We start from the raw sequence: 23,160 nt of genomic DNA, 5'->3' as shown, positions 1-23,160 counted from the left end.
TTTACCAATCTTGGCTCCGCCACTGGAGCCTCAGAACAAAGGGGGGCTCGACCATGCTGACCCTGCTCAACCTGCTTTCCGCCGTGGCGTTGCTGGTGTGGGGCACACATATCGTGCGTACCGGCATCCTGCGGGTGTTCGGTTCCGACCTGCGCCGGGTGCTCAGCCAGAACATGAACCGCCGGCCACTGGCATTCATCGCCGGTATCGTCGTCACCGCCGTGGTGCAAAGCAGCAACGCCACCGCCATGCTGGTGACTTCGTTCGTCGGCCAAGGCCTGATGGCCATGACCCCGGCCCTGGCGATCATGCTCGGCGCCGACGTCGGTACCGCGCTGATGGCGCGGGTGCTGACCTTCGACCTGTCGTGGCTGTCGCCGCTGCTGGTGTTCCTCGGGGTCATCTTCTTCCTGTCGCGCAAGCAGACCCGCGCCGGCCAGTTGGGCCGCGTCGGCATCGGCCTGGGGCTGATCATCCTGGCCCTGCAACTGATCGTGCAGGCCGCCGCACCCATCACCCACGCCCAGGGCGTGAAAGTGCTGTTCGCCTCGCTGACCGGTGACATCCTGCTCGACGCCCTGGTCGGTGCCCTGTTCGCCATGGTGTCCTACTCCAGCCTGGCCGCCGTGCTGCTTACCGCCACCCTGGCCGGCGCCGAAGTCATCAGCCTGCCCGTGGCCATCGGCCTGGTGGTCGGCGCCAACATCGGCAGTGGCCTGCTGGCCTTCATCAGCACCAGCATGCAGAACGCCGCAGGCCGGCGCGTGGCCCTGGGCAGCCTGCTGTACAAGCTGATCGGCCTGCTGCTGATCATTCCCGTGCTGCACCCGCTGGTGGAGTGGATGGACAGCCTGAGCTTCAGCCCGCAAGAGCTGGTGATCGGCTTCCACCTGCTCTACAACACCTTGCGCTGCCTGATCATGCTGCCCACGGTCAAGCCCATGGGCGGCCTGTGCAACCGCCTGCTGCCCGAGCGCGAGGCCGGCAATGGCCAGATTCGCCCGCGCCACCTCGATGCCTCGGCGCTCGCCACGCCAAGCCTGGCGCTGGCCAACGCCGCCCGGGAAACCCTGCGCCTGGGCGATATCGTCGACAGCCTGCTCGAAGCCCTGCTCAGCGCCCTGCGCGGCACCCAAACCGCCATGCCCCAGCAGGTCCGGGCCCTGGGCGAAGATGCCGAGGCGCTGTACAGCGCGATCAAGCTGTACCTGGCGCAGATGCCCCGCGAAGACTTGAGCGAACAGGACAACCAGCGCTGGGCAGAGATCATTGAACTGGCGATCAACCTCAAGTTGGCCTGCGACCTGATCGAGCGCATGCTGCGCAAGGTCCAGCAGCAGAAAACCAGCCAGCGCCGGGAGTTTTCCCAGGTGGGCCTGGAAGAACTGACCGGCCTGCAGGAACAATTGCTGGCCAACCTGCGCCTGGGCCTGTCGGTGTTCCTCAGCGCCGACCCGGAAAGCGCACGCCTGCTGCTGCGGGAAAAGCGCCGCTTCCGCGCCCAGGAACGGCGCCTGGCCCACGCCCACGTCAGCCGCCTACAGCGCAAGGTGGTGCAGAGTATCGAAACCAGCTCGCTGCACCTGGAACTGATTGCCGACATGAAACGTTTGAACTCTTTGTTCTGCAGCAGTGCCTATGTGGTACTGGGTGGCTCGGACACCGGCGGGCTGATGCCCGACAACGTACCGGAAGAAAACCCCCTGTCCTGATCTTGCACACCTGGAGACTTTCGCTCGCCCATGCGTTGCCTGATGTTCGTTTGCCTGCTGATCTGCAGCCTGCCCTCACTGGCCCTCGATCGCTCGCGGGTCGAAGGTTACCTGTTGCCCAATGGCCTGCAGGTGATCCTGAAGTCCGGTTACGAACGCGACCACGTCGCCATCCGCCTGGTGGTGGGGGTGGGCCTGGACGATTTCGACTGCAGCCAGAAGGAACTGCCGCACCTGCTCGAACACCTGCTGTTCACCGGTATCGACGACACCGGCGAAGGCGGCCTGGAAGAGCGCCTGCAAAGCCTGGGCGGGGAGTGGAACGCCTACACCAGCAGTGCCGACACCACCTTCGTGATCGAAGCGCCGGCGCGCAACCAGCGCAAGGTGCTCGACCTGCTGCTGGCGATCATCCGCGACACCCGCATCGACGCCAAGTCGCTGGCCACTGCCAAGCGCATCATCGAGCGTGAGGACGGCGGCCACTACGGCCACCTGCAGCGCTGGCTCGACCGCCAGGACATCGGCCACCCGGCCAGCGACCAACTGGCCACCGAGCTGGGCCTGAAATGCCCGGAGCGCTCCAACGTCGACGACATGACCCTGGAGCAGGTAAAGGCCCTGCGCGAGCACTGGTACGCCGCCAACAACATGACCCTGATCGTGGTCGGCGGCCTCGACCGGCTGCTGCCGGCCTACCTGGAGCGCACCTTCGGTGAGCTGCCAGCGGTCGAACCCGGGGAGCGCCGCAACCTCGACAGCATCAGCCAGCAGGCCGAACCCCGCCGGGAACTGACCCGTGGCGTGCTGGGTGACAGCGTCAAGCTGCACTGGTTGTTCATCGAACCGGTGCTGGACAACGACCACCAGCAAACCCTAGACCTGCTCTCGCGCTACCTGGACTGGGCCCTGTACGACCAGCTGCGCCTGCGCAACGGCCTTTCCTACGGGCCTTCGGCACAACGTGAAAGTTTTGCCGACACCGGCCTGCTCAGCCTCAATGCCGACCTTGAGCGGGGCGACGTCGACAAGGCCATGAAGGTGATGCAGCAACTGTTCGACCACCTGCGCAAGCAAGGCCTGGACCCGGACACCTTCGCCCGCATCAAGGATGCCGCAGTGGCCAAGGAAAGCTGGGGCAGCCAGGACAACAGCGCGCTGGCCGATTATTACTGGGGGGCGCTGAACGACTACGACAACGGCCGCTTCGCCGACCCGGCAAGCAAGCTCAGGCAGGTGACCCTGGCGCAGGCCAATGCTGCGCTCAAGGACTTGCTCAAGGATCAAGGGTATCTACGGGTCGAGGCGCCATTGCTGGGGTATGACGAGCTGTACGGGCTGATGGCGCTGTTGCTCGGGCTGGTGCTGGCCCTGGGGCTGCTGCGCTGGCGGCGGCACACGCCTGAACGGCCCAGTGGTGCTACACGGCAGCGGTGAATCAGCGGTATCCTTTTGCCAGTACCGGGCTTTTCGCGGGTAACCCGCGAACAGGCCGGCACAGCCACCTCAAATACCTGTTGTAGACCCATGCCCCCAATACCCCCCATCGTCCTGCGCATCATCGAGCTGCTTAAACGCTACCCCGGCATCATCGCCCTGGGCGGCTTCCTCTCCGGTATCGGCAGCTTCATCCTGGTCGACCGCCAGGCCAGCCTGGCCAGCTGGATCGCCATCGTGATGCTGGTCAGCTGGGTGTGGCTGATGTTCGAGAACACCCTCACCGGCCTGTTCACCCGCACCTTCAAGCGCGAGATCCCGCAGCCGCTGCTGCGCTACGCCACGCAGATGATCCACCAGGAGAGCCTGTTCTTCGTCCTGCCGTTCTTCTCCATCACCACCACCTGGAACAGCGGCCAGGCGATCTTCACCGGGCTGCTTGGCGCCGCCGGGCTGGTGTCGATCATCGACCCGCTGTACTACAAGTGGGTAGCGCCGCGGCGCTGGCTGTTCCTGGCGATGCACACCCTGACCCTGTTCGCCGCGCTGCTCACCGCGTTGCCGATCATCCTCAACCTGACCACCGCGCAAAGCTTCAAGCTGGCCCTGATCGCGGCCATGGTGCTGTCGTTCCCGAGCCTGGCCAGCAGCTTCCCGATCAATACCTGGCGGCGCGGCGTGGCCCTGGTGCTGGTCACCCTGGCAGTGGGCGGCGGCGGTTGGCTGCTGCGTTCCTGGGTGCCGCCGGCGACCTTGTGGATGACCGAGGTGGCGGTGAGCACGGAGGTGATCAACCGCCAGCCGGGCGAATCGCTGGACGAGATCGCCGCCAGCCGCATCCGCAGCGCCGGCCTGTATGCCTACACCTCGATCAATGCCCCGCGTGGCCTCAACGAGCGCATTTACCACGTGTGGCAGAAGGACGGCCAGGAAGTCGACCGCATCGCCCTGGATATCCATGGCGGGCGCAAGGAGGGCTACCGCGCCTGGACCCACAAGCAAGTCTTCCCGGCCAACCCGGTGGGCAAGTGGCAGGTGCGGGTGCTGACCGAAGACGGCCAGGTGATTGGCGTACTGCGCTTCAAGGTAGTGGACGACGCACCGGCTTCCTAAAGCTCCCAGCCGCTGACCCGTCCTCGTGGAACAAATCGCAAATATCTGATTCAACGGAGAATCCTGTAGGAGCGGGCTTGCCCCGCGAACACCGGCGAAGCCGGTGCCAGGCACCGCGTCGCCTGCTTCGCGGGGCAAGCCCGCTCCTACAGGGGGCGATTCAACAGGCCGGGCATACACAGCACATTCTCACCATACCTCCCCACCCCGCTGCGCTATGATCAGCCTCTAAGCCCAGCCGGATGCATGGAGCCCATGACCACCCCCAGCGCTACCCTGGACACCAACAGCCAGCCGGCCTGCCTGCGCATCGCCGGCGACTGGACCCTGGCCAACTACGCCAGCCTCAAGCGCGAGAGCGAGCGCCTGCGCAGCCAATGCGCCGCCGACACGGTGGCCGACCTCAGCCAGCTGGGCCGCCTCGACACCGCCGGGGCCTCGCTGCTGGCCGAACTGCTCGGCGCCGAGCGCCTGTCGCACTGCACCCACGGCCTGCCCGAGGCCAGCCGCGCGCTGCTCAAGAACGTCTACCACTCGGTGCAGGACTACTGCATTCCGGTCAAGCAACCGGAACGCAACATCCTGCTCCTGCTGCTGGCCCGTATCGGCTGCGCCGTCGGCACCCTCTGGCAAGACACCATGCAGCTGCTCGGCTTCGTCGGCCTGATCCTCGAAACCCTGCTGCGCCGGTTGCTGCAACCTCACCGCTGGCGGGTAACACCGGTGGTCGCGCACATCGAGCAAACCGGCCTGGACGCCGCGCCCATCGTCGGCTTGCTGACCTTCCTGGTGGGCGCGGTGGTGGCCTTTCTCGGCGCCACGGTGCTGGCCGACTTCGGCGCCACCGTGTTCACCGTCGACCTGGTGGCGTTCTCCTTCCTGCGTGAATTCGCCGTGCTGCTCACCGCCATCCTCATGGCCGGGCGCACCGCCAGCGCCTTCACCGCGCAGATCGGCTCGATGAAGGCCAACGAGGAAATCGACGCCATCCGCACCCTGGGCCTCAACCCGATCGAACTGCTGGTGGTGCCGCGGGTGCTGGCATTGCTGATTTCCCTGCCGCTGCTGACCTTCGTCGCGATGATCTGCGGCATCGTCGGGGGCGCGGTGGTGTGCGCACTGTCGCTGGGTATTTCACCGGCCATGTTCCTGTCCCTGCTGCAAAGCGACATCGGCGTGCAGCACTTCCTGGTGGGCCTGGCCAAGGCACCGCTGTTCGCCTTCCTGATCGCCGCCATCGGCTGCCTGGAAGGCTTCAAGGTCAGCGGCAGCGCCGAATCGGTCGGCGCCCACACCACCTCCGCCGTGGTCCAGTCGATTTTCGTGGTCATCGTGCTGGATGCGGTGGCCGCACTGTTCTGCATGGAGATGGGCTGGTGAGCGAACGGGATGCGGTGATCGAGGCGCGGGGCATCTGCAACCGCTTTGGCAGCCAGGTGGTGCACCAGGGCCTGGACCTGGACCTGTACCGCGGCGAGATCCTGGCCGTGGTCGGCGGCTCGGGCAGTGGCAAATCGGTGCTGCTGCGCAGCATCATTGGCCTGCGCAGGCCCAACGAAGGGCAGATCAAGGTGTTTGGCCAAGACCTGGCCGGCCTGCGCGAGGCCGAGCGCTCGTTGGTGGAACGGCGTTTCGGCGTCCTGTTCCAGAAAGGCGCGCTGTTCTCCTCGCTGACCGTTACCGAAAACGTCGCCTTGCCGCTGATCGAGCATGCCGGGCTGTCGCGGGCCGACGCCGAGCACCTGGCCGGGGTCAAGCTGGCCCTGGCCGGCCTGCCGATCTCGGCCGCCGACAAATACCCGGCGTCGCTGTCTGGCGGCATGATCAAGCGCGCCGCCCTGGCCCGCGCCCTGGCCCTGGACCCGGACATCCTGTTCCTCGACGAACCCACCGCCGGCCTCGACCCGATTGGCGCCGCCGCCTTCGACCAACTGATCCTCACCCTGCGCGACGCCCTGGGCCTGAGCGTGTTCCTGATCACCCACGACCTGGACACCCTCTACACCATCACCGATCGCGTCGCCGTGTTGTCACAGAAGAAAGTGCTGGTCGCCGGCCCCTTGGCCCAGGTCGAGCAGACCGACGACCCCTGGATCCACGAATATTTTCACGGCCCACGCGGGCGGGCGGCGGAACACGCTGCCGCCAGCGCCGGGCAGGAGCGCTGAACCATGGAAACCCGAGCTCATCACGTTCTTATCGGCCTGGTCACCGTCCTGGTGGTGGCCGGCGCCATGCTGTTCGGCCTATGGCTGACCAAGTCCAGCGTCGACGACGCCTTCAAGGACTACGAAGTGGTGTTCAACGAAGCCGTCTCCGGCCTGTCGCGCGGCAGCCCGGTGCAATACAACGGCATCAAGGTGGGCGATGTGTCCAGCCTGCGCCTGGACCCTAAAGACCCCCGGCGGGTGCTGGCCCGCGTGCGCCTGAGCGGCGACACCCCGGTCAAGGAGGACACCCAGGCCAAGCTGACCCTGGCCGGGGTGACCGGCAACTCGTTCATCCAGCTCAGCGGCGGCACCCCGCAAAGCCCTGAGCTCAAGGGCAAGGACGGCAAGCTGCCGGTGATCATCGCGTCGCCTTCGCCGATTTCGCGCCTGCTCAACGACAGCAGCGACCTGGTCACCAACATCAACCTGCTGCTGCACAACGCCAACCAGATGTTCTCGGAAAACAACATCGAGCACCTGAGCAACACCCTGGCCAACCTCGACCAGACCACCGGTGCCATTGCCGGGCAGAAGGGCGGCATCAGCGATGCGCTTTCGCAACTGGCCCAGGTGGGCAAACAGGCCAACGCCACCCTGGCCGAAACCCAGGCGCTGATGCGCAACGCCAACGGCTTGCTGGGCAGCCAGGGCAAGCAGGCCATCGGCAGCGCCGAGCAGGCCATGCAATCGCTGGCGCAGAGTGCCGCCACCCTCAACAGCCTGCTGCAGGACAACCGCCAGTCCATCGACGACGGCGCCCAGGGCCTCAACCAGCTGACCCCAGCCATCCGCGAACTGCGTGAAACCCTCAACTCGCTCAAGGGCATCTCGCGGCGCCTGGAGGCCGACCCCAGCGGCTACCTGCTGGGCCGTGACAACAACAAGGAGTTCCAGCCATGACCCCTTCGCTGCGCCTGCTGGCCCTGGCGGCCGCCGTGAGCCTGGCCAGCGCCTGCTCGATCCTGCCCCAGAGCGAGCCTGTGGATATCTACCGCCTGCCGGTCAACCAGCCCAGCCACGTCGCCACCCCGGTCGACTGGTCATTGCGCCTGAACAAGCCGCTGGCCAGCGAGGCCCTGGCCGGGCCGCGCATTGCGGTCATCCCCCAGGGCGATGTGCTCAGCAGCTACAAAGGCGCGCGCTGGAGCGACCCGGCGCCATTGCTGGTGCGCAACCGCTTGCTCGATGGCTTCCAGCGTGACGGCCGGGTGCTGCGCCTGAGTGCCGACGACAGCAACCTGCAGGCCGATTACGAGCTGGCCGGCGAGCTGCAGGCGTTCCAGAGCGAATACCAGGGTGGCAAGGTGCAGGTGGTGATCCGTTACGACGCGCGCCTGGTACAGGGCCGTAGCCAGCGCATCGTTACCAGCCGGCGCTTCGAGGTACGCCAGCCACTGGCCAGCAACGACGTATCAGCCGTGGTAGCCGGCTTCGGTGCGGCCAGTGACCAGCTGGCCGCGCAGGTGGTGGACTGGACCGTGGCGCAAAGCACCCAGGCCCAGGCTCAGGCGAAGAACCAGTAGCACACGCAGATTGCGGCGATCACCCCGCAAAGCTCGGCCAGCAGGGCGCAGCCAACGGCGTGGCGCACGCGCTGGATACCCACCGCGCCAAAGTACACCGCCAGCACGTAGAAGGTGGTTTCGGTACTGCCCTGGATGGTCGCCGCCACCAGCGCCGGGAAGCTGTCCACACCATGGGTCTGCATGGTTTCGATCAGCATCGCCCGCGCCGCGCTGCCAGAGAAAGGCTTGACCAGCGCGGTGGGCAGGCCCTCGACGAAGCGGGTGTCCAGGCCCATCCAGTTCACCGCATGGCGAATACCGTCCAGGGCCAGCTCCAGGGCCCCTGACGCGCGCAGCACGCCGACCGCCACCAGCATCGCCACCAGGTAGGGCAGCAGGCTCTTGGCCACATCGAAGCCTTCCTTGGCGCCTTCGACGAAGGCTTCGTACACCTTCACCCGTTTCAGCGCGCCTATCACCAGGAACAGGATGATCACCCCGAACAGCGTCAGGTTGCCGAGGATCGACGACAGGCTGGCCAGTGCGGCGGCCGACAGGGTGCCGAGAAAGGCCATGAAACCGCCCAGCAGCAGCGCACCGGGGATGAAGTACGCCAGCACCACCGGGTCCCACAGGCGCAGGCGCTGCATGACCGCCACCGACAGCAGGCCAACCAGGGTCGAGGCGCTGGTGGCCAGCAGAATCGGCAGGAACACCAGGGTCGGGTCGGTGGCGCCCTGCTGGGCGCGGTACATGAAGATGGTCACCGGCAGCAGGGTCAACGACGAGGCGTTGAGCACCAGGAACAGGATCTGCGCATTGCTCGCCGTGGTGCTGCTGGGGTTGAGCTCCTGCAGCGCACGCATGGCCTTGAGGCCGATCGGCGTGGCGGCGTTGTCCAGGCCCAGGCCGTTGGCGGCGAAGTTCATGGTGATCAGGCCCAGGGCCGGGTGGCCGGGCGGAACCTCCGGCATCAGCCGGGCGAACAGCGGGCCGAGCACCTTGGCCAGCCATTCGACGATGCCAGCCTTTTCCGCGATCTTCAAAAAGCCCAGCCACAGGGTCAGGGTGCCGAACAGCAGAACCATGACCTCCACCGAGAGCTTGGCCATGGCGAAGATGCTCTCGACCATCGCGGCGAAGATGCCGGCGTTGCCGCCCACCAGCCATTGGGCCAGGGCAGACACGGCCGCCACCAGGAAAAAGCCGAGCCAAAGGCCGTTGAGCATCCGCGATTACCCCCTGAAAAATGCCCGAATGATAGCGTATCGGCGCGCCTGGCTGGAGGCCCCGTGCTGTCGACGCGGCCCATCGCGAGCTCTGCTCGCTCCTACCAATCGTACGCAAAGCCTTTGTAGGAGCGAGCAACGCTCGCGATAGGCCGCTGCACCTTTTCGAACCCCAACAAAAAGCCCCGACAAGTCGGGGCTTTCTGCTTCAGCGGTTCAGGCTCAACGCTTGGCCGGTTCGCCAACCACAGCAGCCTGCTGCTTGTCGGCCATCAGCGAGGCGTAGTACTTCTCGCCTTTAGCTGCGTCGTACATGCCTTCCCAACGGGCAACCACCAGGGCTGCCAGGGCGTTGCCGATCACGTTCAGGGCGGTACGCGCCATGTCCATGATGCGGTCGACACCGGCGATGAAGGCCAGGCCTTCCAGCGGGATGCCCACGCTGCCCAGGGTGGCCAGCAACACCACGAAGGAAACACCCGGTACGCCAGCGATACCCTTGGAGGTCACCATCAAGGTCAGCACCAGCAGCAGCTGCTGGCTCCACGACAGGTCGATACCGTACAGCTGGGCGATGAAGATGGCCGCGATGCTCTGGTACAGGGTCGAGCCATCGAGGTTGAACGAGTAGCCGGTCGGCACCACGAACGAGCAGATCGACTTCGGCGCACCGTACTTCTCCATCTTCTCGATCACGCGCGGCAGCACGGTTTCGGAGCTGGAGGTGGAGTAGGCGAGGATCAGCTCATCTTTCATGATGCGCATGATCTTGATCACCGAGAAGCCAAACAGGCGTGCGACCAGGCCCAGCACCATGAAGGCGAAGAAGGCGATGGCGAAGTACACCAGCAGCACCAGCTTGGCCAGCGGCAACAGCGAGCTGAAGCCAAAGTTGGCGACCGTCACGGCGATCAGGGCGAACACGCCGATCGGGGCGTAGTTCATGATCATGTGGGTGACTTTGAACATGGTTTCCGACACGGCCTGGAAGGTACGCACCAGTGGCTCGCGCAGGTCGGCCTGCAGGCTCGACAGGCCCAGGCCGAACATCACCGAGAAGAAGATGATCGGCAGCATCTCGCCACGCATCAGCGCTGCGAAGATGTTCGACGGAATCAGGTTCAGCAGGGTCTCGATGAACGCATGTTCATGCTGTACCTCGGCCGCGGTGGCCTGGTACTTGGAGATGTCGACGGTCCCCAGGGTGCTCATGTCGATGCCGGCGCCCGGGTGGAACAGGTTGGCCAACACCAGGCCGACGACGATGGCGATGGTGGTCACCACCTCGAAGTAGAGGATGGTCTTCAGGCCGATGCTGCCCAGTTTCTTCGCATCGCCAACCCCGGCGATACCCACGATCAGCGACGAAATCACGATCGGGACGACGATCATCTTGATCAGGCGAATGAAGATGTCACCGGCGGGCTGGAGAACGTTGCTGATCCACCAGGCCTTTTCCGCGCTGAAGTGGTTCAGCAGCGCGCCGACTGCAACGCCCAGTACCAGACCGATGACGATCTGCCAGGCGAGGCTCAGTTTTGCCTTCTTCATGTCTTTACCCTTTGTTCTAGTGGTCACGGGCACCGACCGGAAAAAGCGCGTAACAGAGCCGTTGGCAACGTCACGGGGAGCTTTTGGCTTCCGTCCGGAGACCTCATGTAAGGACACCGCGAGCGAGCGACAAGGCGCTCGTGCCAGCGAAAAAGGCCGCAACTATTGCGATGGGGGAGGCTTAAATCTAATGCCGGAAACGCATACCCCATACCGATTCGGCATGGGCTTACGAGTCAAAATACGCCGCACGTAAGTCATTGATTTATAACGTTCGGAAATCCGAACAAGGCCAAACCGCCATATTTCGGCAGTTTTAGCGGTATGCTGAAGCGCTGAAAAACGGCTTGTTCGACAATCCGAATGGCCGAAATGCCACTTGCAAGGCACCTTGTGTGACCCAAAAAAATTGACGTGCGGTCATCACAAAATGTGTCTTGGAGATCAATTCCTGAAAGGAATCAGCATGAGGGGTAGATGGCGCCTCGGAAGCCAGGCCTGGGTCGGGTGATTGTCAGACACCGCCACGACCTGATGCTTCCGATTCTGCCTTTTCCTGACCCGGCCCACTGATGGAGGTACTCCCTGTACCCCTAGGCCACTCCGATCCTGTAGCAATCAGAACAGCCCGGCCCCCTGGTCATGTGCCGCTCCTCCTCGAAGCGGCGCATCATAGAAGCGAGAAAGATAGAAAGGTTCCGCTTCTATTACGTGACAGCGCGTGACCGCTGGTCAGTACCACTTCGGGTCACGCTTGAGCTGCTCCTGCAGCATGGCCTTCATGCCGTCGTCCGGCTTGCCCAGCCAGCGGTATTGGGCGTGGCGGGTCGGCGACTTGTCGCTCGGCAGGCCTTCGGGCACTTCCACGAGCATCCCGTAGGCATCGTCCTTGTCCCAGCTGAACGCCACGATCAGCCGTTTGTAGGTGCAGTTGTCGGCGGTTTCACACAGCGGGCCGACGAGGTATTTGTCGCCATCCTCGGTCACCGCCGACATCTGCTGCTGGGCACTACCGGTCAGGTTGATGACCCAATCGGGCAGGCGTTCCTCGCCTTTGATCGCATGTTGCCAAGCTTCCCGGTATCCGGGGTCCGAGCCGAGCAATTGGTCGGCCCGCACCTGGCCATCATTGGCCGCCAGCGCCGCCGTACTGCCGCCCAACAGCAGGGCGGCAGCCAGGGCAGTGGATAATCCCCTGCTCATGTTCAACCTCGACCACGTCCAAAGAAGAAGGAGGCCACGAACAACACCAGGAAGACGATGAACAGAATCTTCGCGATGCCGGTTGCGGCGCCGGCGATACCACCGAAGCCCAGTACGGCGGCGACAATGGCAATGATGAGGAAAGTGACTGCCCAGCTCAGCATGATGATTCTCCTTTCTTTGTCGAAATCGGTCCGGTGCGCGACTTAGAACACCCAGCGTTGTGCCGGTACGGCAGTGTCGACGGTGGCCGGTGAGGTATCGGCGGCAGGCCGCCGCCCGGTGGGCTCGGCTGCCTTGACCAGGGTACTGGCACGGCTCGCCTGGATTTGCGCCAGCAGGGCGGTTTGCGCCGCCACCTGGTCGGCCAGGCGCGCGGTCTGCCAGCTGTAGTAGAAGAGGCCGGCGGCCAGGGTCAGCAGCAGCGCCATCCCGAGGATCAGGAACTGGCGCACAGGCAGTGCGGCATTGCGCGAGCGGTTGACGGATGGGCGGTTCATGCCGGCTTCTCCTGCTGTAATTTTTCTATTCAAACCTGAACAGGTAATTGCAGCCTGCGTGCCAGCCTTTTTAATCCAATAAAACACTTATAAATCAATAAGTTAAGTAATCTTGGCAATTCGATTGAGGACGTATCCTGCACGATGCCCGCTGTAGCGTCGTGCGAATTGCACGATTCACCCTTGAACTTTCGTTGCCACGCGCAACAGGTCGGCGTCCACCCCCCGCACGCCGACGATCTGCCGCGCAATCTCCACGGCAATGGTCTTCTGCTCGCTGCTGACCACCTCGCCCGAGAGCCGCACCATGCCCTGTTCGCTGGCCACCTTGATATTCAAGCCATCGAGGTTGCGGCTGAAGCGGTAGCTGGTCTGGATCTTGTCCACCACCCAGCTATCGCTTGGCTGGGGTCCACTGGGTGCACCCACCGGGGTTTCCCGCGCCTTGGCCATGGCAGCAGAGTCCAGGCTCACCAGGTTGTTGACCAGGTGCACGCCATCGGTGGAGCTTGCCAGCATGCCGGCAAGCGCCTTGGCCTCGGCGCTGTCCACCTTGCCGCGCAACGTCACCACGCCTTCGCTGCTCTGCACCTCGATGGCCGCCTTTTCCGTGGTGCGGCTCCACAGCAGGCGTGCACGAATCACCGCAGCCAAGGTGGCGTCCTCCAGGCGCTGGGCATAGGCGCGCAGTTCCAGCGGGCGCTCCACCAGCTGTGCATTGACGCGCAACTGGTTGTCGACCTGGTCGATGCCCCGGGTAGCCAACGCCACCTGCTCGGCCAGGTCGCGCTCCACGGCATTCTCCACCTCACCGTCCAGGCGCGCCCGGGTGCCCTCGACCTCGACCTTGATGGTGAATGGGTTGAGTATCCGGTTCAGCGCCAGCGCCGTTTGCAACGCGCCTTGCAGGCGGGCGTCCTGCACTGGGCCTGCGAACGCCGGCACGCAATTGGACAGCAGCGCGGCCGCCAACACGGCCATTCGGGGGTTAAAGGGCATGGCTACACCTCCTTTTGTTGGCAAAAGCTGAAAATCGTCGCAACCAATGTGCCAGCGCGCACCTCTAAGGAAATCATCGGGATATCACGGCTTGGCGTTATGAATTGGCCATTGGCTAGCATGCAAAGGACAGATTCATTCAGAATTGACCATGCAACTTGCCCGATTTTTCCCACACTAAACAAAGATCTTTCCCTAAGGAGCGCAGCACATGGAATCAGCCCAGGACAACCAAGGCCGCATTCTGCTGGTGGATGACGAGTCCGCGATCCTGCGCACCTTCCGTTACTGCCTGGAAGATGAAGGCTACAGCGTGGCCACCGCCAACAGCGCCGCCCAGGCCGAAGCGTTGCTGCAACGCCAGGTCTTCGACCTGTGCTTTCTCGACCTGCGCCTGGGCGAAGACAACGGCCTGGACGTGCTGGCCCAGATGCGCGTGCAGGCGCCCTGGATGCGCGTGGTGATCGTCACCGCCCATTCGGCGATCGACACCGCCGTCGATGCCATCCAGGCCGGCGCCGCCGATTACCTGGTCAAGCCTTGCAGCCCCGACCAACTGCGCCTGGCCACCGCCAAGCAACTGGAAGTGCGCCAGCTCTCGGCGCGCCTGGAAGCCCTGGAGGGCGAAGTACGCAAACCCAAGGATGGCCTCGACTCCCACAGCCCGGCGATGATGGCGGTGCTGGAAACCGCCCGCCAGGTGGCCACCACCGACGCCAACATCCTCATCCTTGGCGAGTCGGGCACCGGCAAGGGCGAATTGGCCCGCGCCATTCACGGCTGGAGCAAGCGTGCGCGCAAGGCTTGCGTCACCATCAACTGCCCATCGCTCAATGCCGAGCTGATGGAAAGCGAACTGTTCGGCCACACCCGTGGCGCCTTCACCGGGGCCAGCGAAAGTACCCTGGGGCGGGTCAGCCAGGCCGACGGCGGCACCCTGTTCCTCGATGAGATCGGTGACTTCCCGCTGACCCTGCAACCGAAACTGCTGCGTTTCATCCAGGACAAGGAATACGAGCGGGTCGGCGACCCGGTCACGCGCCGCGCCGATGTGCGCATCCTCGCCGCCACCAACCTCAACCTTGAGGAGATGGTGCGCGAGAGCCGCTTCCGGGAAGACCTGCTGTACCGCCTGAACGTCATCACCCTGCACCTGCCGCCGCTGCGCGAGCGCAGCGAGGACATCCTGACCCTGGCCGACCGTTTCCTCGCCCGCTTCGTCAAGGAATACTCGCGCCCGGCCCGTGGCTTCAGCGACGAGGCCCGCGCCGCGCTGCTCAACTACCGCTGGCCGGGCAACATCCGCGAGCTGCGTAACGTGATCGAACGCGCCAGCATCATCTGCCCGCAGGAGCGGGTGGAAATCAGCCACCTGGGCATGGGCGAGCAACCTACCGGCAATGCGCCACGGGTGGGCGCGGCATTGAGCCTGGACGAACTGGAGCGTGCGCACATCGGCGCGGTGCTGGCCACCAGCGACACCCTCGACCAAGCCGCCAAAACCCTGGGCATCGATGCCTCGACCCTTTACCGCAAGCGTAAGCAGTACAACCTATGAAGTGGCAAATGAAGCTGCGCACGCGGCTTTTCCTCAGCATCTCGGCGCTGGTGACGGTGGCCCTGCTGGGCCTGCTGCTGGGCCTGGTCAGCGTGCTGCAGATGGCCACCGTGCAGCAAGAATCGGTGCGCGAGACGACCCAGGCCCTGGAAACGGGCCTGAAGTTGCGGCAAAACCTTGGCGAGCAACTGACCTTGCTGCTGGACGAGGATACCGCGCCCACCAGCCTGGTGGCCCTGCAAGACAACTTCAAGGCACTGCTCGACCAAGGCCTGGCCCAAGGCGGTGAGCGCTCGGGCTTCAGCAAGGCCAACAGCAACTACCAGGCGTTCCTCCAGGCCTACCACGAAAGCCCGGCACCGGCCCGCAGCATGGGCGCGGAACAGCCGCTGGGAGCTGCGTTCAACCAGGTGCGCAGCGACCTGATCGACTCGCACAAACAGGCGCTGGAGCTGATTACCCGCAGTGAAGAGCACACCCGCGACCGCGCCCTGCTGGTCAGCGGCGTGCTCGGCCTGATGGGCCTGGTGGTGCTGGTGTTGGGCTTCATCACCGCACACAACATCGCCCGGCGCTTCGGCCAGCCGATCGAAGCGCTGGCCAAGGCCGCAGACCAGCTGGGCCAGGGCAACTTCGATGTCACCCTGCCGGTGACCCAGGCCATCGAGCTCAACCAGCTCACCCGCCGCTTCGGGCTGATGGCCGATGCCCTGCGCAAGCACCAGGCAACCAACGTCGACGAATTGCTGGCCGGCCAGCAGCGCTTGCAGGCGGTGCTCGACAGCATCGACGACGGCTTGCTGATCATCGACCGCCAAGGGCGCCTGGAACACCTTAACCCGGTGGCCCAGCGCCAACTGGGCTGGAGCGATAGCCGCGTCGGCAGCGCCCTGGCCGAGGCCCTGCAGCGGCCAGAGCTGGAAGCGCAACTGCGCCAGGTGCTGCGCGGTGGCAGCCTGGACCGCCAGCCCGAAGACCTGAGCATCGAGGTCGACGAAGAAATGCGCTTGCTGACCTACAGCCTGACCCCGGTCAGCCACCCGCAGGGGCCGATTCTCGGTGCGGTGATGGTGCTGCACGACGTGACCGAGCAGCGCGCCTTCGAGCGCGTGCGCAGTGAATTCGTGCTGCGCGCCTCCCATGAACTGCGCACCCCGGTCACCGGTATGCACATGGCCTTCGGGCTGTTGCGCGAGCGGGTGAAGTTCCCGCCCGAAGCACGCGAGAACGACCTGCTGGAAACCATCGGTGAGGAAATGCAGCGCCTGACCCAGCTGATCAACGACCTGCTGAATTTCTCGCGCTACCAGAGCGGCCTGCAGAAACTCGAACTGGCGCCGTGTGCCATAGACGAGTTGCTTGAGCGCGCCCTGGCACGGGCCAGTGAGCACGCGGCGGACAAGCAAATCGAGCTGGTCAAGGCGCTGGAGCCGCCGTTGCCGCGTATTCAGGCCGACATCGCGCAGCTGGACCGGGTACTCGACAACCTGCTGCACAACGCCATCCGCCATACCGCCAACGGCGGGCGCATCCGCCTGCACGCACGGCGCCATGCCGAGCGGGTGATCGTCAGCGTCGAAGACAACGGCGAGGGGATAGCCTATGGGCAGCAGGGGCGGATTTTCGAACCGTTCGTGCAGGTGGGGCGCAAGAAAGGCGGGGCAGGGCTGGGGCTGGCCCTGTGCAAGGAGATCGTGCAGTTGCATGGCGGGCGCATGGGCGTGTTTTCCCGGCCAGGGCAGGGCACCCAGTTCTACATGGCCTTGCCCGTTTGATGTCGCCTGGTAGGAGCGAGCTTAGCTCGCGATGGGGCGCACAGCGGCCCCGGGGTTTCAGCGCGGCACAGAATGGCGGGGCTGCTTTGCAGCCCATCGCGAGCTGTGCTCGCTCCTACCCGGCTTATCGCCAACTTCCCTGGGGTGCTCAAGGCTCATCATCGATCCTCACCCGCCGCGGCTGCCGCCCACGGGTCACCAGCTCGGCGAACTGCCGGGCATTGAGCGGGTGGGCGAACAACCACCCCTGCCCGTAGTTCACCCCCTCGCTGTTGAGCAACACCGCCTGCGCCTCACATTCGATGCCCTCGGCAATCACCCGCAGGTGCAGGTCATGGGCCATGCGAATGATATGGGGCGCCACGCCACTGCTGGCCGCGTCATGCCCCAGGGCATCGATGAACGCCTTGTCGATCTTCAGGCAATCCACCGGCAGGGTCTGCAAATAGGCCAGACTGCAATAGCCCGTGCCGAAATCGTCGATCAACACCTGGTGCCCCACCGAACGCAGGGCCTGCAGGTTGTCCCGCGCCACCACCACGTCGATCAGCCCACGCTCGGTGACTTCGAAGGCAATCTGGCTGGCCGCCACCCGGTGCAGGGCCAGCAGGCGCGCCGCCACCCGGCCGATGCGCGGGGCCATCACGTCACAAGCCGCCAGGTTCACGGAAATGTACAGGTTACGGTGCGAGCGCAGCAGCTGCCCCAGCTGCTCCAGCACCCGCTGCAACACGAAATCGGTGATCTGGCGGATCTGCCCGGTGTTCTCCGCCAGGGGAATGAACAGGTCCGGGCTGGTCAGGGTGCCGTCCGGGCGGCGCCAGCGCACCAACGCCTCGGCGCCGACACAGCGGCGGCTGTCGAGCTCGATGATCGGCTGGTACAGCACCTGCAGCTCACCACGGCGCAAGGCGTTCTGCAGCTCCGAACTCATCGAGCGGCGCTGCTGCACCAACTGCAGTACCAGCCAGCCAATGCAGCAGGCCGCCAGCAGGCTACCGGGGAACAGCAGCCAGAGCATGCCGTTCATGCGCAAGGGCAGGCTGGCACGCGGCGCAATCAGCATCAGCTGGTAGTCCGGTGACTTGGTGGGCATGCGGTACACCAGCCGATCACGCAACTCGAACAACGATTTATGGCTGGGCGGTGGCCAGTCGCGGGTCGGGGGCCAGGCCTGGGCCGGGCCAAGCACCGGTATCGCCCGGGTTCCTCCATCGAGCACCACCAGCAAGCTGCCGCCCGGCGGCAGGTCGACCACATCGGTCAGGTGCCCACGGGACGTGGACACCAGGAAGTTGCCCCGCGCCAGCATCAGCGCTGCCAGGTTCTCGTTGGGCTCGGTGGTGGTGTTGAGCCAGTAGCTGTAGGTGGGCCCGCGAATGTCCGGTGGCCGGGTCGGCACGAATGCCCGGTCACCGCCGCGGTTGGAGCAGGCGACATTGGCATCGACGTAGGCCGCCTCATAAATGAAGCGCGAACCCAGGCCGACCCGCTGCAAGGTCGCGATCATTGCCGGGCTGCAGCCACGCAAGGTTTGCCCCTGCAACTCGTCGACGCCTTCACGCAACTGGCCGAAGACTTGCTCCAGGCGGTCGAGAAAGCGCTCGCCCTGGGCGTTCATCTGCGCGCTTTCGCTTTCCTTCATCTGGTGCAGGGCAATGCCAATGCTGGCAGTAAGCAATACGGCAGCGCTGGCCAGTGCTGCCAAGGTGGCCAGCATCCAGGGACGGTAAAAAAATTGGCGGAGCGCAGAAATCAGAGCAGACATGGGCAGCATCCAGTTGATTAACAAGGTATAGCAACTGGAATGGGAATCGGCCCCTGCCGTTTGGCGGGAGCCGGGAGGCCTCAGCGCATGCGGTTGAGTACCTGCAACATGGCGGCAGTCTGGGCGTCAGGCACGCCGTCGAAACGCTGGGGGCGGAAGTGCATCTGGAAGGCGGCAATGACATGCCGGGTGGCCACGTCCAGTTGCCCGGTCTGCTCGATGGCATAGCCAAAGCGCGCCAGTTCCTGCTGGTACCAGCCGACGGTTGGCGGATTGGCGGCGAAATACATCTGCTGGCGGGCCACTGCGTTGGCATCCGGCCAGATGCCCAGGCCTTCGTCAGCCAGGCGCTTCCACGGGAACAGCGGCCCCGGGTCGAGCTTGCGCAGCGGCGCGATGTCGCTGTGCCCGATGATGTGCCGTGGCTCGATATGGTTTCGCTTGACGATGTCCTTGAGCAAGGCGATCAGCGACTGCACCTGCGCCTCGCTGTAGGGGTACCAGACGCGGCCATTGGGCGTTTCGTCAAAGCCCGGGTTGACGATCTCGATGCCGATCGAGCTGGAGTTGAGCCAGGTTCGCCCCTGCCACTGGCTTTCGCCAGCGTGCCAGGCGCGGCGGTTTTCATCGACCAGCTGGTAGATCGTGCCCGGGCCGTCACCGATCAGGTAATGGCTGCTCACCTCGCCATGGGTGAGCAATGCCAGGGAGCGCTCCAGGGAGGCATTGGTGTAGTGCAGCACAACGAACTGGACGCGGTTGTCCTGGTTGGCCGAGGGGTGGCTACGGTCGATGCGCAGGCCGGTCGAGCATCCGGCCAGGGCAAGCAGCAGCAATGCGGAAAAGAACGCTTTCATTGGGGGTGCCAGGTTTGCTGGGGCAGTAATGCAACATCATAACGTATGCGCAGCCCGCCCACCCGATCAGCTTTGTTCCACGCGGTTACGGCCCAACTCCTTGGCCCGGTACAAGGCCTCGTCGGCGCGCTTGAGCACCTGGTCGCCTCGCTCGCCAGAGCGGAACGCGCTCAGCCCGATGGAGGTGGTAATCACCACCCGCTCGCCCTTGAAGTGGAACGGGCACGCCTCGATGGCCGCGCGCAGCACCTCGCCCACCTGGGCCGCCGCCGCCGGGGGCGTCTGCGGCAGCAGCAGGACGAACTCCTCGCCGCCGAAGCGGGCGATGAAGTCGCGCCCACGCAGGCGCTTGCGCAGCTGGTCGGCGACAATCTTCAACACCTTGTCACCGGCCAGGTGGCCGTAGCTGTCGTTGATACGCTTGAAGTGGTCCAGGTCGAGAATCGCCATGGCCAGGTGGCCGCCATTTTCCTGCCAGTCGCGCATTTCATGCTCGACGCGCTCGCTCCAGGCGGCGCGGTTGGGCAGGCCGGTGAGCGGGTCGATCAAGGCTTTCTGGCGCTGCTCCTCAAGGTGCTCGCGGTAACCGAGGGCTTCCTGCTCCATGCTCGCCACCCGTTCGGCCAGCCCCTGCAGGCGCCCGGCCAGCTCCTGCTCGCGGCGGTCGCGCTCGTGCTGGTGGGCGTCCATGGTGCCCAGCAGGCCTTCCAGGCGGTTTTCCAGGATGGACTTGAGGCTGACCACATCGACTGCGCCCTGCACGCTGCTCTGCAAGCCGTCGACCTGCTCGCGCAGCTGGTGGTCCAGTTCACGGGCGGCCGAGCTGTTGTCGGCATGCCCGGCACTGGCCTCGTGCAAGTGGCTCTGGAAGCTTTCCAAGCGCTCGTTGAGTTGCTGCAGGTAGGTTTCGAATTCGTGCTGGCCGCTGTCGGTGATCGCCAGCATCAGAACCGCCAGGTCGTCGAGCACCGGAATCAGTTCGTACCAGTTCAGCCCACGCGCCACCCGTTCGCGCATATCCAGCGCCTGGGCCTTGTGGCGCTCGGGCAGGCTGAGGTCGTCCAGCAGGCCGAGCAGGGTATGCTCGATGTGCGCAGCCACCTGGCTGTACGGGGGTTCGACCGCATCGGGGAGGGCGTAGGGCCCATCTTCGCCAAACACCTCGTCAAGGGGGGCCAATGTGTCGCCATCTGCCTCGGTTTCCGGCAAGGGCACGGCCGCTTCCGGCGCGGTGACCGCCTCGGGCGCTGGCATGACTGCAGCCGCCTCGGATTCTGGCGCGGCCAAGGGCTCAGCCATCGCAGGCGGGGCGCCAACCGCGGGCTCCAGCGGTTCAATGGCTACAGCCTCGGCTTGCGGCTCGGGCACGGGCTCGGCGACAGGCTCCGGCGCAGGCACCGCATGCAGCTCATCGACATCCCGGGGCGGCAGGTCTACCAGCAGCGGCCCTTCGCGGTGGGGAAGGTCTTCAACTACGGCGACAACCGGCTGCACCGGCTCGGCCGGCGGCGCCTCGGCCTGGGGCTCGCTTTCGCGGTTGCCGAACAAGCGCTGCAGGAAACCTGGCCTGGCTTCCTCGTCGGTGCGGTTCAGCGACGACAGGGCGCGGCCCTGCAAGCCACTGAGCTCACCCAGCAGCGGCGGCAGCTCGCGTGACTGGGCAACCCCGCCGTCGAGCTTTTTCGCCAGTTTCTTCAAGGGCCGCGACACATCGCCAGGCAAGGGCAGGCCCTGCAACTGGTTGACCAGTGCGTTCAGCGCATCACTGACCTGGTTCATGCGGGTTTCGCGGCGTTGCTCGGAATCGAGCACGGCTTTTTCCAGGCGCGGGATCAACCCGGCAAGGCCGGCGTCCATGTTGTCACTGCGAATGACATCGCGCATTTCCTTCATGCATTCGTCGACCACCTTGTCGCTGCCTTCGGCGGCCAGGGTGCTGCGCACCAGGCCACGGCGCAGCAGGTCGAGGCGCGCTTCCCAGCGGCGTTCGAGCTTTTCCTGCTGTTCGATGCTTTTAAGGTATTTTTCTTTCCAGCGCTCGGCTTCTTCGGTCATGCCTGGATCCGCGACGAATGACACAACTATGGGCGGTAATTACACGCTGTCGGCGCGAAGATGCAACACTTGAGGGCGCCGTGCGGTTTTGCTGATCTAGCTCAGAGCCGGCAGCGTATCCACAGTCAGTGCATCAGGCAATCGGATCTCGACCGCAACGGGAAGATGATCGGAAATTGGCTGCGCCAGCACCTCCACCCGCTCCAGGGTCAGGCTCGGGCTGAGCAGGATATGGTCCAGGCAGCGTTGCGGGCGCCAGCTGGGGAAGGTCGCCTCGACCTGAGGGGCAATCAGGCCCAGGTCGCGCAGGGGGGAGTGGTCGAGCAGGTCGGTGGCATGGGTGTTCATGTCACCCATGAGGATCTGGTGGCGGTAGCCGCCAATCAGCTCACGAATGTAGGCCAGCTGCAGTGCGCGGGTCTTGGCGCCGAGGGCCAGGTGCATCATCACCACGATCAGCGCGTCGGCGCCTTCGCCGAAACGCACCAGGATCGCACCACGGCCGGCCGGGCCGGGCAGCGGGTGATCTTCCAGCATCTGCGGTTTTAGGCGGCTGAGTACGCCATTGCTGTGCTGGGCAAAGCGCCCCAGGTTGCGGTTGAGCTGTTGGTACCAGTAGGGGAAGGAGCCCAGCTGGGCCAGGTGCTCCACCTGGTTGACGTAGCCCGAGCGCAGGCTGCCGCCATCGGCTTCCTGCAAGGCCACCAGGTCGAAGTCGCCCAGCAGCTTGCCGATTTTCTGCAAGTTGCCAGCCCGCCCGGTATGCGGCAGCAGGTGCTGCCAGCTACGGGTCAGGTAGTGGCGATAGCGCTCGGTGCTGATGCCAACTTGAATGTTGAAACTGAGCAGCCGCAGGCGACCATCCTCAGGCAGGCCAGGGGCCTGCAGGTGATGCTCGTTGACCTGCGGCTGGTGCAAGCCAATGCCACGCGCGGTTCTGAAGCGGCGCATGGGGTTCGCCGCTTACTTAGCGGCGCGCTCCTTGGCAATCAGCTGGTCGGCAACGTTCAGCACGCCCTCGGGCCCGCCAGCGGTGCCCAGGTCGAAGCGGTACTTGCCGTTGACCACCATGCTCGGTACGCCGGTGATTTCATACTTCTTCGCCAGTTCCTTGGCCTGGTTGACCTGGCCCTTGATGGCGAACGAGTTGAAGGTGGCGAGGAACTTGTCCTTGTCCACACCCTGGGTGGCGAGGAAGTCGGCCATGTCTTGCGGGTCGGTCAGGCGCTTGTGCTGGTTCTGGATGGCATCGAACACGGCGGCGTGCACCTTGTGCTCCACGCCCATGGCTTCGAGGGTCAGGAACATCTGGCCGTGGGCGTCCCACGGGCCGCCGAACATGGCGGGCACGCGCTTGAAGTTGACATCCTTGGGCAGTTTGTCGACCCATGGGTTGATGGTCGGCTCGAAGTGGTAGCAATGTGGGCAGCCGTACCAGAACAGCTCGACCACTTCGATCTTGCCTGGCTGGGATACCGGAACAGGGTTGCTCAGCTCGATGTATTCCTTGCCGGCACTTGCAGGCTCGGCGGCCTGGGCGGCAGTCATACCGATAACGCTGGCAGCGACCAGCGCGGCGCTGAGAATCAGTTTACGCATGCTTTACTCCTGAGCATTCATTGGTCGCCTCGACGCCACCTGTGCTATGACCGGTGGCGAAGGGCCCGAGTTCTGTAGTGTAACGGCTG

Annotated in this window: 20 protein-coding genes; 9 read left to right on the top strand and 11 right to left on the bottom strand. The window is 64.7% G+C overall.

The window, feature by feature from the left end; genetic code table 11:
- Nucleotides 1-53: 53 nt before the first annotated feature.
- The 7 genes from F3J45_RS15270 to F3J45_RS15240 all read left to right on the top strand — a co-directional run bounded on the left by F3J45_RS15270 (nt 54) and on the right by F3J45_RS15240 (nt 7,995).
- Nucleotides 54-1,712 carry a Na/Pi cotransporter family protein gene (locus tag F3J45_RS15270; RefSeq protein WP_167063980.1) on the top strand — a complete coding sequence of 553 codons (1,659 nt, stop codon included), beginning with the start codon at nt 54-56 and terminating at the stop codon, nt 1,710-1,712.
- 30 nt (nt 1,713-1,742) lie between these two features.
- Nucleotides 1,743-3,149, top strand: coding sequence for a pitrilysin family protein (locus F3J45_RS15265; RefSeq protein ID WP_167063977.1), 1,407 nt, complete (start codon nt 1,743-1,745; stop codon nt 3,147-3,149).
- Between the two features lie 90 nt (nt 3,150-3,239).
- Nucleotides 3,240-4,262 (top strand): DUF5924 family protein, encoded by a 1,023-nt coding sequence (locus F3J45_RS15260; RefSeq protein ID WP_167063974.1) that lies wholly within the window; start codon nt 3,240-3,242, stop codon nt 4,260-4,262.
- A 246-nt stretch (nt 4,263-4,508) separates the two neighbouring features.
- Complete coding sequence (locus F3J45_RS15255; protein ID WP_167063971.1) at nt 4,509-5,642, top strand: ABC transporter permease; 1,134 nt, start codon at nt 4,509-4,511, stop codon at nt 5,640-5,642.
- A complete protein-coding gene (locus tag F3J45_RS15250; protein ID WP_205299961.1) occupies nt 5,636-6,430 on the top strand; it encodes an ABC transporter ATP-binding protein in 795 nt (264 codons plus the stop codon). The genes F3J45_RS15255 and F3J45_RS15250 overlap by 7 nt, the downstream gene beginning before the upstream one ends.
- A gap of 3 nt (nt 6,431-6,433) precedes the next feature.
- Complete coding sequence (locus F3J45_RS15245) at nt 6,434-7,372, top strand: MlaD family protein (protein WP_167063964.1); 939 nt, start codon at nt 6,434-6,436, stop codon at nt 7,370-7,372.
- Nucleotides 7,369-7,995 carry an ABC-type transport auxiliary lipoprotein family protein gene (locus tag F3J45_RS15240; protein WP_167063961.1) on the top strand — a complete coding sequence of 209 codons (627 nt, stop codon included), beginning with the start codon at nt 7,369-7,371 and terminating at the stop codon, nt 7,993-7,995. Before F3J45_RS15245 ends, F3J45_RS15240 begins: the two co-directional genes overlap by 4 nt.
- Here F3J45_RS15240 and F3J45_RS15235 read toward each other — a convergent pair.
- The 6 genes from F3J45_RS15235 to F3J45_RS15210 form a co-directional block, all read right to left on the bottom strand.
- Nucleotides 7,977-9,206: a nucleoside recognition domain-containing protein gene (locus F3J45_RS15235; RefSeq protein WP_167063958.1), complete on the bottom strand. Its 1,230-nt coding sequence runs from the start codon at nt 9,204-9,206 to the stop codon at nt 7,977-7,979. The two genes, F3J45_RS15240 and F3J45_RS15235, sit on opposite strands and share 19 nt — an antisense overlap.
- Nucleotides 9,207-9,428: 222 nt before the next feature.
- Nucleotides 9,429-10,757, bottom strand: coding sequence for a glutamate/aspartate:proton symporter GltP (gltP, locus tag F3J45_RS15230; RefSeq protein WP_167063955.1), 1,329 nt, complete (start codon nt 10,755-10,757; stop codon nt 9,429-9,431).
- A 732-nt stretch (nt 10,758-11,489) separates the two neighbouring features.
- The gene (locus F3J45_RS15225) at nt 11,490-11,960 is read right to left on the bottom strand and encodes an inhibitor of vertebrate lysozyme family protein (RefSeq protein WP_167063952.1); all 471 of its coding nucleotides are present in this window, start codon (nt 11,958-11,960) and stop codon (nt 11,490-11,492) included.
- A 2-nt stretch (nt 11,961-11,962) separates the two neighbouring features.
- Nucleotides 11,963-12,124: a DUF1328 domain-containing protein gene (locus F3J45_RS15220; protein WP_103448315.1), complete on the bottom strand. Its 162-nt coding sequence runs from the start codon at nt 12,122-12,124 to the stop codon at nt 11,963-11,965.
- 42 nt (nt 12,125-12,166) lie between these two features.
- Nucleotides 12,167-12,460 carry a hypothetical protein gene (locus tag F3J45_RS15215; RefSeq protein ID WP_167063949.1) on the bottom strand — a complete coding sequence of 98 codons (294 nt, stop codon included), beginning with the start codon at nt 12,458-12,460 and terminating at the stop codon, nt 12,167-12,169.
- A gap of 177 nt (nt 12,461-12,637) precedes the next feature.
- On the bottom strand, nt 12,638-13,459 hold the full coding sequence (locus tag F3J45_RS15210; protein ID WP_167063946.1) for a BON domain-containing protein: 822 nt from the start codon (nt 13,457-13,459) through the stop codon (nt 12,638-12,640).
- A 211-nt stretch (nt 13,460-13,670) separates the two neighbouring features.
- Here F3J45_RS15210 and algB point away from each other — a divergent pair, with 211 nt between their 5' ends.
- Nucleotides 13,671-15,017: a sigma-54-dependent response regulator transcription factor AlgB gene (gene algB, locus F3J45_RS15205; RefSeq protein WP_167063943.1), complete on the top strand. Its 1,347-nt coding sequence runs from the start codon at nt 13,671-13,673 to the stop codon at nt 15,015-15,017.
- A gap of 8 nt (nt 15,018-15,025) precedes the next feature.
- Nucleotides 15,026-16,792 carry a KinB sensor domain-containing domain gene (locus F3J45_RS15200; protein WP_205300528.1) on the top strand — a complete coding sequence of 589 codons (1,767 nt, stop codon included), beginning with the start codon at nt 15,026-15,028 and terminating at the stop codon, nt 16,790-16,792.
- A 148-nt stretch (nt 16,793-16,940) separates the two neighbouring features.
- Here the strand turns inward: F3J45_RS15200 and F3J45_RS15195 are convergent, their stop codons facing one another.
- From F3J45_RS15195 to dsbA, 5 genes are all read right to left on the bottom strand, one after another.
- Nucleotides 16,941-18,560: an EAL domain-containing protein gene (locus tag F3J45_RS15195; RefSeq protein ID WP_167063937.1), complete on the bottom strand. Its 1,620-nt coding sequence runs from the start codon at nt 18,558-18,560 to the stop codon at nt 16,941-16,943.
- 80 nt (nt 18,561-18,640) lie between these two features.
- Nucleotides 18,641-19,417 carry an N-acetylmuramoyl-L-alanine amidase gene (locus tag F3J45_RS15190; protein ID WP_167063934.1) on the bottom strand — a complete coding sequence of 259 codons (777 nt, stop codon included), beginning with the start codon at nt 19,415-19,417 and terminating at the stop codon, nt 18,641-18,643.
- A 66-nt stretch (nt 19,418-19,483) separates the two neighbouring features.
- Nucleotides 19,484-21,472 carry a GGDEF domain-containing protein gene (locus tag F3J45_RS15185; protein ID WP_167063931.1) on the bottom strand — a complete coding sequence of 663 codons (1,989 nt, stop codon included), beginning with the start codon at nt 21,470-21,472 and terminating at the stop codon, nt 19,484-19,486.
- A 96-nt stretch (nt 21,473-21,568) separates the two neighbouring features.
- On the bottom strand, nt 21,569-22,423 hold the full coding sequence (locus F3J45_RS15180) for an endonuclease/exonuclease/phosphatase family protein (protein ID WP_167063928.1): 855 nt from the start codon (nt 22,421-22,423) through the stop codon (nt 21,569-21,571).
- Nucleotides 22,424-22,435: 12 nt separating this feature from the next.
- Nucleotides 22,436-23,071, bottom strand: coding sequence for a thiol:disulfide interchange protein DsbA (gene dsbA / locus F3J45_RS15175; protein ID WP_167063925.1), 636 nt, complete (start codon nt 23,069-23,071; stop codon nt 22,436-22,438).
- Nucleotides 23,072-23,160 lie beyond the last annotated feature (89 nt).

Source organism: Pantoea sp. Ap-967, assembly GCF_011752565.1.
GTDB lineage: Bacteria > Pseudomonadota > Gammaproteobacteria > Pseudomonadales > Pseudomonadaceae > Aquipseudomonas.
Note: the sequence above shows the minus strand (reverse complement) of the source record. Positions and strands in the feature narration are given on the sequence as shown.

Coding starts and splice junctions, on each gene's coding strand:
- F3J45_RS15270 (WP_167063980.1), top strand. CDS start 54: ATGCTGACCCTGCTCAACCTGCTTTCCGCCGTGGCGTTGCTGGTGTGG.
- F3J45_RS15265 (WP_167063977.1), top strand. CDS start 1,743: ATGCGTTGCCTGATGTTCGTTTGCCTGCTGATCTGCAGCCTGCCCTCA.
- F3J45_RS15260 (WP_167063974.1), top strand. CDS start 3,240: ATGCCCCCAATACCCCCCATCGTCCTGCGCATCATCGAGCTGCTTAAA.
- F3J45_RS15255 (WP_167063971.1), top strand. CDS start 4,509: ATGGAGCCCATGACCACCCCCAGCGCTACCCTGGACACCAACAGCCAG.
- F3J45_RS15245 (WP_167063964.1), top strand. CDS start 6,434: ATGGAAACCCGAGCTCATCACGTTCTTATCGGCCTGGTCACCGTCCTG.
- F3J45_RS15240 (WP_167063961.1), top strand. CDS start 7,369: ATGACCCCTTCGCTGCGCCTGCTGGCCCTGGCGGCCGCCGTGAGCCTG.
- F3J45_RS15235 (WP_167063958.1), bottom strand. CDS start 9,206: ATGCTCAACGGCCTTTGGCTCGGCTTTTTCCTGGTGGCGGCCGTGTCT.
- gltP (WP_167063955.1), bottom strand. CDS start 10,757: ATGAAGAAGGCAAAACTGAGCCTCGCCTGGCAGATCGTCATCGGTCTG.
- F3J45_RS15225 (WP_167063952.1), bottom strand. CDS start 11,960: ATGAGCAGGGGATTATCCACTGCCCTGGCTGCCGCCCTGCTGTTGGGC.
- F3J45_RS15220 (WP_103448315.1), bottom strand. CDS start 12,124: ATGCTGAGCTGGGCAGTCACTTTCCTCATCATTGCCATTGTCGCCGCC.
- F3J45_RS15215 (WP_167063949.1), bottom strand. CDS start 12,460: ATGAACCGCCCATCCGTCAACCGCTCGCGCAATGCCGCACTGCCTGTG.
- F3J45_RS15210 (WP_167063946.1), bottom strand. CDS start 13,459: ATGCCCTTTAACCCCCGAATGGCCGTGTTGGCGGCCGCGCTGCTGTCC.
- algB (WP_167063943.1), top strand. CDS start 13,671: ATGGAATCAGCCCAGGACAACCAAGGCCGCATTCTGCTGGTGGATGAC.
- F3J45_RS15200 (WP_205300528.1), top strand. CDS start 15,026: ATGAAGCTGCGCACGCGGCTTTTCCTCAGCATCTCGGCGCTGGTGACG.
- F3J45_RS15195 (WP_167063937.1), bottom strand. CDS start 18,560: ATGTCTGCTCTGATTTCTGCGCTCCGCCAATTTTTTTACCGTCCCTGG.
- F3J45_RS15190 (WP_167063934.1), bottom strand. CDS start 19,417: ATGAAAGCGTTCTTTTCCGCATTGCTGCTGCTTGCCCTGGCCGGATGC.
- F3J45_RS15185 (WP_167063931.1), bottom strand. CDS start 21,472: ATGACCGAAGAAGCCGAGCGCTGGAAAGAAAAATACCTTAAAAGCATC.
- F3J45_RS15180 (WP_167063928.1), bottom strand. CDS start 22,423: ATGCGCCGCTTCAGAACCGCGCGTGGCATTGGCTTGCACCAGCCGCAG.
- dsbA (WP_167063925.1), bottom strand. CDS start 23,071: ATGCGTAAACTGATTCTCAGCGCCGCGCTGGTCGCTGCCAGCGTTATC.